The sequence below is a fragment of the Bacteroides ihuae genome (assembly GCF_900104585.1).
GTDB lineage: Bacteria > Bacteroidota > Bacteroidia > Bacteroidales > Bacteroidaceae > Bacteroides > Bacteroides ihuae.
Window position 1 is genome coordinate 1,204,383 of the sequence record NZ_FNVX01000006.1, and the last position, 12,396, is coordinate 1,216,778.

Below are 12,396 nucleotides of genomic sequence, written 5' to 3' on the forward strand. Positions count from 1 at the left end.
CATTCAAAGCTTTATTTTGATACGTAAAATTCAAGATGTAGTTTATCATATTTAGCGATAACAAAATTAAACGATATAAAGGAAATCGCAAAAAATATGAGCATAAACTTAGTTTGATTGGTCACGTTTTTTCAGTCTATTGGTGCTACTTCAAGCATATAGATGGCATCGATTGCCCAAGTAGCCACACTATTCGTACTGACGGATGTATCCTCATCTATTGGAGAAAGGACTTCGGGCGGAAGAATCTTCTTCATTCGGAGGGGCTGCCAAGGGTACTTTCCACTTTTAGGCATAAGTTCTTCCCAAGCCTGCTTTTTTAGTTCGGGACTTGAGGTTTGATAAGCAGCGTAGGCTGTAAGCTTGGGGATAAGGAAGCGAGAGTGACTGATGTCCCATGCTTTCTTTGTGTAGTGCGCAGCATGGTCTAACCAGACTTTGTTCCATTCAGGAAGGTCTACCATTTCCATGAGTTCGTTCATTACCTCGAAACCGCCCATGATAGTCATAAGGTGATTCGTGTTCTCCATCTTCGGATCACCTTCATAGCTGATGAACCCTGTTGCCGGATCGAAACCTAATGCTTTGGGGCCGGTGAATAGTCCGTTGGGCAGTTGAGCGATGCTCTTCATCCCGGCTATTATTTTGTCCCGATAGACTGTGTTCCCGGTGCGTTCCCATTCCGTCATCCAGTTTCCGGCATAAGCCAACCAGTCGGGTCCGATGCGTAGTCGTGCGGGGGCGGTACAAGGAAATTGCTCACGTGGTTGTGCCAGTCTCATCGGATCCATTGTGTAGAGCTTTTGATCGGCATCTTTCACTTCCGTCATCAGGTCGCCACTGCGTTCATCCGTAGTGAGGTAATAGTAAAAGCGATTCCATGCAGCCTGACTGATACGGGCCTCTTTGGCTCCGCAACCCCAATGGCTCACATTGTGCCGACTTCCCAATCCTGCATTCTCTCCCAAATGATAAACATCAACTTCCGTGGTATGGCGAGTCATGGCCTCGGCCATTCGCCAAATGTCGGCACGCCCTGTGCGTAGGAAAGAGTACCAGAGCCACATATTTGATCCCAATTCTGTATTATCCCAAGCAAAACCTCCAACGTCATAAAGCCACTCGTGGCGTTCGGGGTCGTATGTATGCATCACGTCTCCATAGTTCCAGAAGCCATACCATTTGTGCTGTTCGATAGTTCGTTGATAATAATTGATAGTCGCATCTAATTGATTTTCTACTTCTTTTCGCATGGGCGTACTTCTGTCAGGCAAACTCCAAATGCCGAAAGCATGTTGTCTCTGTAGGTATTCGGGAGTACAAATCAGTTGTTTAGGAGAAGAAAGAACCGAGGCCAAAGCCGATAATTGAGCCTTTCCATGATAGGTAGCTTGTGGAGAAAGCATCAACACGCTGGTACGGGCAATGCCGTAAGGAGTACTCAATCCCTCTTGCACATCTTCGTAGCTCTCATTCAGTCCATGCGCCACATTGTCGTAGTGCCGCAAGTCCATCGCCTCTCCCTCAGGACTCCATAACCACACGGTGAGTGCAGCATTGTTTGTTCTCGCTCCCTTGATTTCTATAGAAGAAGGATAAGATTCCCAAAAATTCTGTAAGCAAACAGCTAGTCCACCGCTTACGTCTCCCACAAAACCGAAACCACGTGAGCGATCTCCGGAGAAAGTCCCTATCCACGAATTAGTATCGTTGGCTCGTTTGCGGATGCTGAAAGCATCGGAACTAAGTTGCGAAAGTCTGTACTCATCCCACGAAGCCCAATGGTCGATAAGATCTTGATTGAGGGAATCAAACTCCTTATATTCAGGAATTCGTTTTCCCTCCATTTGCTGTGAATAGATGTTCCTGTTTTCTTTCAATGATATTGCTCGCCTTCCCGTAAGAGGCTGCACGGGCTCGCTCCATAATCCCTCTCCACTTCCTGAGAAGGCAATATGCCGGTTATACAAAGCTTCCCGCAAGGGTACGTTGAACGTTAACCCCACTCCTTTGATAAAATCTTTCTGCTGATCACCGTCATACACAATGCTATGTACCAGTTTAATTTCTTCACAGCCTGCATAAAAATAGAGACGTACGATGAAAGGCAACCATTCTCGTTCCGTGTTTCTGTGCACGCCTTTTATCTTTAACACTACACGTACATTGCCTTGGCGTTCAATAGTCATACTCTTAATTTCACTTCGATAGTTGGTGTAAGTCACCGACTCGGTATCGCCTTGCTTCACTCCTTTGCTTTCCGTTCGGCACACCAATTGAGCCGAACCGGCAATACGGGTTTTATTATAAATCAAGCTATCAAAAAGAGATGTTCCTTTTTTAGAGAAGAAAGCAGATAGTGTACCGTTCTCTATCATGATGTGATCGGCGGACTCTTTTATTCTTAGCTTACTGTGAGTCGTTTGTGAATGCTTGCCATTATTAATATGTAGAGTTAAGCTCTCCGATGTTGCGGGAACAACTGCGGCAAAACCTCCCCATTTGATAGATCCGTCGGGCCAGTAAGCCAGTTGCCAGTTATCTGTAGGGATCTCTTTTCCATCAGCAGTGCTAAGCGTAAAGTTTTGTTTGGAAGAAACCTTTCCTTTAGCAAATGGCACACCAAAGCTAACGGCCGTATTGACCGAAGGAACAGCACCAATCCATTGAAGAGGAATTGTTTGGTTCTCTGACGGATGAGTGACATAGCTAAAGTTGCTAATTCTTGCTCGTGACAATGTAGTGCGAAAACCAAACCATCCTGAGCGGTGCGGGTTGGGATCCCGATAGTCAACCAACCGTTCATTATCAATGTAGTAACAAATCTTGTTGTCTATGCAGGTTATCTTGATGTGATACCATTTGTTAGGTTTCAACAGATGTTCTTGGTCGGTGTATTCTTGTAGGACGGCAGGCAGATTGTTTTCCTTCTCTACTTGCTCATAATTGCCGTTGTAACGGCGGAAACGGGAAGTTGAGTTATGATTGCCTCCATACCCCATGTAATACATCTGCAAGGAATAGCAATGTTTAAACACTCCCTTTCTCCATTTTGCCCGTTTCCATATATCGTTGGGATAGAGCGGATCACTTGCCATCCAGAAACAATTTAGATCGCTGAGGCGGTCGCCAGGCATCCCTTCATCTACAATGCAAGCGTCGTATTCAATCGTAACATCGCCACTCATCTTTTCCTTTCTCCATAAAGTCAAACCTTTGGGAGCTACCATCTCCAGTGTATCATTCCGAAAGGAAATCTTATAATCAGGTGATTCCGATTCTACTTGCCAGTACTTTGCGAACTGTTTGCTGTTTAATCCCGATTCTGTTTTTTCTTGCGCTTGCAATGTGCAGGGTAGTATCAGGAAAAGAAATGTTGCTATGTTAGTAAAGAGTTTCATTTTATGATTGTTCTTGAGTTTTTAATGCTATGTCTTTAGTGATTGAAAAGGAAAGTAATCTCATATTGAGGTATTACTTGAGCATGCTGTAGGATAGCCTCGTTGTCGTGCAATTTCTCTCGAATTCCTTTCTCGAAGTAAATCTTTAGATCCTTGTGGAAGGGTATAATCTGGAACAGTAAGTCCCCTCTCTTTTGATTCAGACGGTTCAACGAGTAAGTCATGGGAAGTCCGGCAAAGTAATCATCAGCGATAAGTTTTCCTTCTTGGTAGAGAGAACCGGTATCACCTGTATAATCTAGTTGCAAGAAGGTATTTGAAACATAAGATTTATTCGTTTGCTTAGGAAGGCTAACTTGCCAATACGAAGAACCTTCAACCGGTTTAAAGTTGACGAAGTATTGTGGGCCGGGACATGTGGATGGCACAGAGTCAAGACGATTATCCTCTGGCAATAGTTTGTGATCAGATTGGTCTTTATTCGGATCTTTCACCCTCTTGACTATCAACCGAAGGTCAACAGGAGGAAGGGAAGCTTGGTAGTCACTGCTCCACGCAGTTTGTTGATTTTTCAACACGGCTTGTTTCTCTGTATTGTGGAGTTGCAAGCCATCAGCCGGATAGATGGAAAAATTGAATACTGAATTACCTGTTTTGTGGATAGTTAGTTTGTCACTATCGGGTATCACTTCATCGGGTGAAATGCAGAGATAATCCTGCTGTCCGTTGTGTATCTTCCAACTATTGCGAGCCTCTTGGTGTGTGATGAGTAAGATGTTTGTTTCCTTCCCGTTATCCATGAGGATATGTATCATCTTACTTTCAGAGGGAGAGAATCGGAGAATGAATTCTCCTTCTTTGGGTGATCGTATCTCTTCACCAATAGTAAGACGTTTGATATGCTCAGCCTTTAAAGCTAGTTCGCTTTCATTGGGTGCATGAGAGAAGAACACGTAAGTAGGTACTGGATTGTTGAGCACACACAGTGGTTGCATCGTTGCATATTTTAATAATGCCCCATTTAGATCCATGTAAAAAGGAAGAATCATCTGGGCGTTTTTGGTAACCGTCAGACCTTTACTAGGGAAACATAGTGTATCGCCTTCGTCTGTTTTCAATTGGAAACGGACGTTTTTAAGATCTTTCATCTCCAACTGACGTTGGTAATTGCTTACGAAAACAAAACCGCTCTCTCCTGAAGAACGTACAGCCATACGTAAACTATCCTTGCAGCTCGGTGTGGAACAATTCTGTTCGCTGAAGTGAGAGTGCATGGTGGCAAGTCGGGCGCCGAAGTCGTTTAAGAAATAATGTAGCACTTTAAAGTCCCTCAGGGATTCACGTACCTGACCCCACTCTCCCAACGGAGAATAGAAATCGTAACTGAGTATTGGATAATCATTCGGATATTTAGTCGCCCTCGATTCTTGTAAGGTAGAGTGCTTCCCTATTTTATTAGAGCCCCCGTGGTACATATAATATCCTAGCAGATTGGCTCCCGAACCGGTTTTGGTATATGCTTGGGCCACCACATCATCCGATGTAATGATGGGTCGCCTGTGATAGGTGATTTGATTGCCTCCACCCATCTCGGCTGTGGCATACGGGTAACGATACCCTTCCATACTAGCTTTTTCTTGTTTTCCCAGCAGATCGTTGCCAATAAGCGGATCATTTCGTAGCGGACCAAATAAATAATTCTCTGATAAAGCTAATTGTACGGTACTTTTACTCCAAGGCGCCTCGGGATATCCACCCCATACAGGTATTAATTCGCTTTGTTGGGTATTCGATCCCGGCCATCCGGTAGCAGTATAATAGGGTGTATCTATACCGGCTTCCACGGCTAACTTCTTTAGATTCATGATATGGGCATAACCTTTCTCATTGTTGAAGCGATATTCATTCTCTATTTGCGTGCCGATAATAGGTCCATTGTCTTTGAAAAGTAAACCTTGCACTTGCTTGCCTATTTCTTTGAAGAAGCTTTCTACATATTTTAGATAAATAAGATTGTCTTTGCGGGTGCCTCCTTGCAGTTGTTGAACCCAGTCTGGAAAACCTCCGTATCTTACTTCACCGTGGCACCAGGGTCCTATGCGCAGAAAGAGATACATATTGTGTTTACGGCAAAGTTGAGCGAAGGCTCTCAGATTTCTGTCGCCTGTCCAGTCAAAGATACCTTGTTGCTCTTCATGATAATTCCAGAATACATAGGTAGCAATGATGTCAATGCCGGAAGCTTTCATCTTTAGAATAGCCTCTTCCCACTCACGTTCGGGCAAGCGTACATAATGTATTTCCCCCATCACAGGGAACCATGGCTTACCGTTTTTAATAAAGAAAAGGTTATTTATGTTTAGAGAGTCTCCGGTGGGAGTGGCATTGCTTCCTAACTTAAGATAACCGTAAACGGGTGAAGCCATTCTTTTAGACAAATCAATGGTATAGATAATTCCGGTTGCTTTCGCTGGTCTAACAATTATTAATCCTAGTAGTAAGATGCAAAAGGCTATTTGTTTCATGTGGCTTTTCATAATGAGTCTTTTTGTGTAGAGTTTGGGCTTATCATTTGTTGAATCAAAAATAGATAAAAGTTAGTTGATAGCAAGTTGATACTGCCTCTTCTGGACTCTTTTACATGCAATTGTACGTACTTATAGGCTACAATGTCCTTAAAAGAGCTAATTTTGTTCACCAAACAAATCTGATTGATAGTATGAAAACCCTTTTTTCCTTCGTAATAAAACAAATCTTCTTTTCATTTTTGATCATCAGAGGAAAAACGTTTTTAGTAAAGTAGATTTATGAAGCATTTATATTGTTTTTGTTTGATGGCACTCATTTGTTGTTATAGCTTCTCTATAACAGCGGCAGAGAGTTTTGCCTTTGTTCCTTCAGGAAAGAGGCTTTCTGTGTATATGAGCGATGACGAAAAGAAGGCTCCCCAGTCTGCTCTGGAAATGTTTCGCGACGATTATTCATCTGTCTTTGGAGCGACTCCTTTACTTACGGGTACGACAGAAAGTGCTGATGTGTTAATCGGCACTTTAGGACATGCCGGGTGTGAACAATGGATTAAATCACTGAGCATCGTTACCGAAGGGCTGAAAGGTGAATGGGAAGCTTTTCGTATACAGGTTGTTAAGCGAGGAGATCGAAATCTGTTGGTCGTATTGGGGAGTGATGAAAGAGGTACTGCTTATGGTATACTCGAACTGTCTCGGATGATAGGGGTTTATCCTTGGAGTTGGTGGGCAGATGTTACGCCAAACAAAAAGGAACAGATCTTTCTTCCATCCACTTATGTCAATGAGCAAAAGCCGTCTGTGCAATACCGCGGAATATTTATTAATGATGAAGACTGGGGCTTGGTGCCCTGGAGTCATTCTAAAATAGAGCAAACATCAGTTAAGGGAGAGATAGGGGCAAAGACGTACGAACGGATATTTCAACTTCTATTGCGCTTAAGGGCAAATATCATCTGGCCTGCTATGCACGAATGTACCAAACCCTTTTATACAGTAGCTGGCAACAAAGAGATGGCGGATAAATATGGCATCGTGATTGGGACTTCTCATTGCGAACAATTGATGAGAAACAATGCCGGAGAGTGGGATAAAAGTAAATATGGTGATTATAATTACCTGACGAATAAAGAAAGGGTGCAAGCGTATTGGAAAGAACGGTTGCAAGAGGTAGGTTCCTATCAGAACTTCTATACCGTTGGCATGCGTGGTGTGCATGATGGAAAGATGGAGGGAGCAAAAACACTGGATGAGCAAACTGCACTAACTACAGAAGTCCTAAATGATCAACGAAAATTGCTTGCAACTTATGTATCTCCAACTGTAACGTCTGTTCCGCAAGCTATCATTCTTTATAAGGAGGTACTGGATGTCTATAATAACGAGCTTAAAGTTCCTGATGATGTAACGCTTGTTTGGTGTGACGATAACTATGGGTATATCACTCGTCTTAGCAATGAGGAAGAACAAAAAAGAAAAGGTGGAGCTGGAGTTTATTATCACATATCTTATTGGGGGCGTCCACACGATTATCTATGGTTGTGCTCCACCTCACCTGCACAGATATATACTGAGATGAAGCGTGCCTGGGATCATGGTTCCCGAAAATTATGGATACTAAATGTAGGCGATATAAAGCCTGCCGAATATGAAACGGAGTTTTTTATGGATATGGCTTGGAATATAGATGCTGTCAATTCGCAAAAGCTGAACGAACATCTGCAAGCGTGGACTTCTCGTGAGTTTGGTGAAGAACTGAAAGAATCTTTGAGCCGTCTAAAACAAGAATACTATCGCTTGGCCACTATTCGTAAGCCGGAATTCATGGGTTGGAGCCGGGTGGAAGAGCATGCAGCGATAAAAGGAGGTAAAACTCCGGTGCGTGACACCGAATTTAACCCTTTTATGTTTGGCGACGAGGTTCAGAGACGGATAGATGAGTATACTCGTTTATCGGAGAAAGTTCATGCCTTAGCAAAAGAGATCTCTCCACAGCGTCGTGATGCTTATTTTCAGTTGATGGAATATCCGATATGTGCTTCTGCAGCAATGAATCATAAATTACTTTATGCGCAAAAGGCAAGACTCTTAGCACGTTTTGGTTTACCGGAGGCAAATGAATATACTCGATTGAGCAATGAAGCGTATGAAGAACTGCTAGAGCTAACTCGTCATTACAATAAAGAGATAGCGGATGGGAAATGGGATGGAATAATGGATATGCATCCTCGTAATTTACCCGTTTATGCTAAAAGTTTGTTGCCTGGTTCAATTTCCCTGCGTGAGGAAAAGCCGGCTTTGGTCTGGTTTGAAGGAGATTCTCTTCCTGCAAAGCCTTCTTCAACGATTACATTGCCTACTTTCATGAAAGAGTGTAACAGGAATCGGGTTGTTTCCTTGTATAGTTATGGCATTAAAAAAGCTTCCTGGCAAATAGAGGTGAAACCTTTATGGCTTTCTGTGAAGGAGATCTCTATGGGTAAGACCCATGAACAACGCCTCTTGATAGGGATCGATTGGACAAGAGTAAAAGGAAATATATCGACTTCATGTACCTTAATAGTGGATGGTCAAAGGTTTCCAATCAGAATTTCGATATTGGTTAAGAAGAGGTTGATTAAAGCTGAATATGATGGTTGGATAGCATGGAATGCAGCGGACTATGATAAGGCTTCTTCATTAAAAGGTTTACTGTGTACCCCCGGATTAGGCTACAGCCAGAAGAGTATCTCTCTTCCCAAAGGAGAAACTTTGACGTATCGTGTGGAAACAGTGAGTAGGGGAGAATGCTGTATGAGAGTAGGCTTAATACCGAATCATCCGGTGAATGGAGACTCACTACGTTATCAAATAGCTGTCGATGATGAGCAACCTCAGATAGTATCTTATAAAACAGTAGGACGCTCTGAGGCATGGAAGGTGAATGTGTTACGCAACTTGTCGTTGAATGTCACTTCTCACCACTTTTCTGCACCGGGGAAGCATACCATTCGTATAAAGGCACTTGATAGTGGCGTTATCCTTGATCAGATGATGTTGGATTTTAAACCCCAGCGGGCATTTTATGAGATCCCGGTAGATGTAATTAATGACAATAATTAAAATATTCAATGATGAAAAAGAAATGTATATGGGTAGCCATACTCTCTTTTATGATCTGTGGGATGGTGTTTGCCCAACCTGCTTATGATTTTTCGAAGTTAAAGAGAGAAAAACTGGGACGTGGAGTTGTGGCTTTGCGTGAATCCTCTTCTACCGTGTTTGTTTCGTGGAGATATCTCTCCTCTGACCCTATGAGTACAGCATTTCAGGTGTATAGAGATGGGAAACTACTGACAAAACATCCGATAACAGAAGGCACTTTCTATCGAGATAATTACAGTGGAACAGCCAAAGCGCATTATACCGTTCAAGCTGTGACGCAAAAGGGAAAAGCCGTCCAACCGGAGGGAGGCTACACACTCGCTGCTAATGCTCCAATCGGCTATCTGAATATTCCTCTGGAAAAACCGGCTGGTGGAGTTACTCCATCGGGAGAGGAGTTTACTTATTCGCCTAATGATGCTAGTATTGGTGATGTAGACGGGGATGGTGAATATGAGATTATATTAAAATGGGACCCTTCCAATGCGCATGATAATTCGCATAACGGATACACCGGTTCTGTGCTGTTTGATTGTTATCGCTTAGATGGTACGCGTTTATGGCGCATTGATATGGGACGAAACATTCGTGCAGGAGCTCACTATACACAATTTATGGTGTTCGATCTTGATGGAGATAACCGAGCTGAAGTAGTGATGAAAACATCTGATGGTACAATTGACGGCAAGGGCAAAGTGATAGGGGATGCGAATGCTGATTATCGGGCAGAAAGCGGAAGGATACTTAGCGGAAATGAATATCTTACTGTCTTCAGTGGGGCAACAGGTGAAGCTCTCTATACTACAAATTATGTGCCCGAACGTGGCGAATTGATGGGCTGGGGTGATGATCATGCGAACAGAAGTGAACGTTATCTGGCTTGTGTTGCCTATTTGGATGGTGCGCATCCGAGTGTGGTGATGTGTCGGGGATATTATACTCGTACGGTCTTGGCTGCCTTCGATTGGAATGGAAAAGAATTGAAGCAACGGTGGGTGTTTGATAGTAATCAGCCGGAATGGAGCAGGTATGCCGGACAGGGTAATCATAATCTTCGTGTAGGGGATGTGGATGGCGACGGGTGTGATGAAATTATGTATGGAGCATGTGCGATTGACAACGATGGTAAGGGACTTTATTCTACGGGTATGGGACATGGGGACGCAATGCACATGACTCAATTTGACCCTTCAAGTCCTAAACTTCAAGTATGGGATTGTCATGAAAACAAGCGCGATGGTTCTTCTTTTCGTGATGCTGCTACGGGAGAGGTGTTGTGGCAAGTAAAAAGCTCTACAGACGTAGGTCGTGCCATGGCTGCTGATATTGATCCAACGAATCCCGGAGTTGAAATGTGGTCAGCAGATTCCGGAGGTTTGCGTAATATGAAAGGGGAGGTCATTAATCCTGAAATTCGCTCCTTACCCGTTAACATGGCTGTTTGGTGGGATGGTGATTTGTTACGTGAACTTTTAAATAGAAATGTGGTGAGTAAGTATGATTGGAAGACAGGGAAGTGCAGTCCGCTTGCTGTTTTTGAAGGAAGCACTTCAAATAACGGAACGAAATCGACCCCTTGCTTGCAGGGAGATATTATTGGAGATTGGCGAGAAGAAGTATTACTTCGTTCGGAAGATAATGCGTCTTTGCGGCTTTATATCTCTACGATTCCTACTGCTTATCGGTTCCATACGTTTCTTGAAGATCCTATCTACCGTATAAGTATTGCCACACAGAATGTGGCTTATAACCAACCGACACAACCGGGCTTTTATTTTGGTCCTGATTTGAAGAATACTACGTTCCGTGGGTTTCAATTCAAGTAAAAAGCATTGTTAATATATGAATTTAGTGAAATGACTATGATAAAAAAATTATTGATTGTGAGTGGAATTCTTTTTTTTATAGGAACTATTCCTGCTCAAGCTCAAAAAAAGAAAGAGGTGGCAAACGATATGAATACACCTCTTCATTTGTTGCAACCTGATTATAAAGTACCTTATGGTATGCTCTCGGTGAAAGAAATTAAAACGGATATGGACAGGGTGCTGCAATATCTTGATAAGTCGACTCCGGATCGGGTGATTAATAAAAACACAGGGAAGCAGATAACTGATTACAAGCAGATGGATGCTAACTCTGTTTTGGATAAAGGATTGTTTCGGTTAGCTAGTTATGAATGGGGGGTGACTTATGCCGCTATGCTTGCTGCCGGTCAAAGTACGGGCGATAAGGCATATACAGATTATACCATGAATCGTTTTCGCTTTTTAGCAGAAGTTGCACCAGACTTTAAACGTCTGATGAATGACTATGGAGTGATTGATCCGCAGATGAAACAGCTACTCACTCCACATGCCTTGGATGATGCGGGCGCTATGTGTGCTGCGATGATCAAAGCTCAGTTGGCAGATAAGCAGATAGACTTACGTCCGATAATCGATAATTATATGAACTACATCATGTATAAAGAATATCGTTTGAGTGACGGGACTTTTGCCCGCAATCGTCCGCAGGAAAACACTGTGTGGCTCGATGATATGTTTATGGCTGTGCCAGCCATTGTTCAAATGGGCAAACTTACGGGTGAGGTGAAATACTATAATGAAGCAGTAAAACAAATATTACAGTTTTCTAAACGTATGTTTGTTCCGGAGAAAGGACTTTATCGCCATGGTTGGGTGGAAGGTATGAGCGACCATCCGGCTTTTCATTGGGGTAGGGCCAATGGTTGGGCTATCTTGACTCTGACAGAGGTGTTGGATGTATTGCCCGAAAATCATCCGGGATACGAAGAAGTCTTGAATCAATTACGTGCCCATATCAAAGGATTGGCGGCTTGTCAGAGTGGCGAAGGTTTTTGGCATCAATTACTTGATCGGAATGATTCATATCTGGAGACTTCGGCAACAGCGATTTATGTCTATTGCTTTGCACATGCTATTAACAAAGGTTGGATCGATCCTGTGGCTTATGGCCCGGTAGCACAACTGGGTTGGCATGCTGTCTCCTCCAAGATAAATGCGAAAGGCGAAGTGGAAGGTACTTGTGTCGGCACAGGTATGGCTTTTGATCCGGCTTTCTATTATTATCGTCCGGTAAATGTGTATGCTGCCCATGGTTATGGACCTGTGATTTGGGCGGGTGCAGAGATGATTAACTTGTTGAAGCATCAACATCCTAAGATGAATGATAGTGCTGTACAATATTACTCTACTGAACAAACAACAAATGAGCCTCTATTTAATGTAACTGAAAATAGATGGAATCAAATAGAATCAGGTAGCAGTCGTAAGAATGAGAATGCTCCGGTCGTTTTTCTT

Annotated in this window: 4 protein-coding genes and 1 pseudogene; 3 read left to right on the plus strand and 2 right to left on the minus strand. The window is 43.1% G+C overall.

Annotated features, from left to right (window positions below):
* Positions 1-131: 131 nt before the first annotated feature.
* Positions 132-3,401 carry an exo-rhamnogalacturonan lyase family protein gene (locus BQ5338_RS15600; RefSeq protein ID WP_071147684.1) on the minus strand — a complete coding sequence of 1,090 codons (3,270 nt, stop codon included), beginning with the start codon at positions 3,399-3,401 and terminating at the stop codon, positions 132-134.
* Between the two features lie 35 nt (positions 3,402-3,436).
* Entirely contained in the window at positions 3,437-5,938 is a 2,502-nt protein-coding gene (locus tag BQ5338_RS15605) for a beta-galactosidase (RefSeq protein ID WP_235816436.1), read from the minus strand.
* A 270-nt stretch (positions 5,939-6,208) separates the two neighbouring features.
* Between BQ5338_RS15605 and BQ5338_RS15610 the strand changes: the two genes are divergently transcribed.
* The 3 genes and pseudogenes from BQ5338_RS15610 to BQ5338_RS17080 form a co-directional block, all read left to right on the plus strand.
* Positions 6,209-9,031 carry a glycosyl hydrolase 115 family protein gene (locus BQ5338_RS15610; protein WP_078063519.1) on the plus strand — a complete coding sequence of 941 codons (2,823 nt, stop codon included), beginning with the start codon at positions 6,209-6,211 and terminating at the stop codon, positions 9,029-9,031.
* A gap of 11 nt (positions 9,032-9,042) precedes the next feature.
* A complete protein-coding gene (locus tag BQ5338_RS15615) occupies positions 9,043-10,899 on the plus strand; it encodes a rhamnogalacturonan lyase (RefSeq protein ID WP_235816457.1) in 1,857 nt (618 codons plus the stop codon).
* Positions 10,900-10,935: 36 nt separating this feature from the next.
* Positions 10,936-12,330 (plus strand): annotated as a pseudogene (locus tag BQ5338_RS17080) (glycoside hydrolase family 88/105 protein); the annotation flags it as partial.
* Positions 12,331-12,396: the final 66 nt, after the last annotated feature.

Excerpts from the sequence above, each read along its gene's own strand:
- BQ5338_RS15610 (WP_078063519.1), top strand. The coding sequence starts at position 6,209 with ATGAAGCATTTATATTGTTTTTGTTTGATGGCACTCATTTGTTGTTAT.
- BQ5338_RS15600 (WP_071147684.1), bottom strand. The coding sequence starts at position 3,401 with ATGAAACTCTTTACTAACATAGCAACATTTCTTTTCCTGATACTACCC.
- BQ5338_RS15615 (WP_235816457.1), top strand. The coding sequence starts at position 9,043 with ATGAAAAAGAAATGTATATGGGTAGCCATACTCTCTTTTATGATCTGT.
- BQ5338_RS15605 (WP_235816436.1), bottom strand. The coding sequence starts at position 5,938 with ATGAAAAGCCACATGAAACAAATAGCCTTTTGCATCTTACTACTAGGA.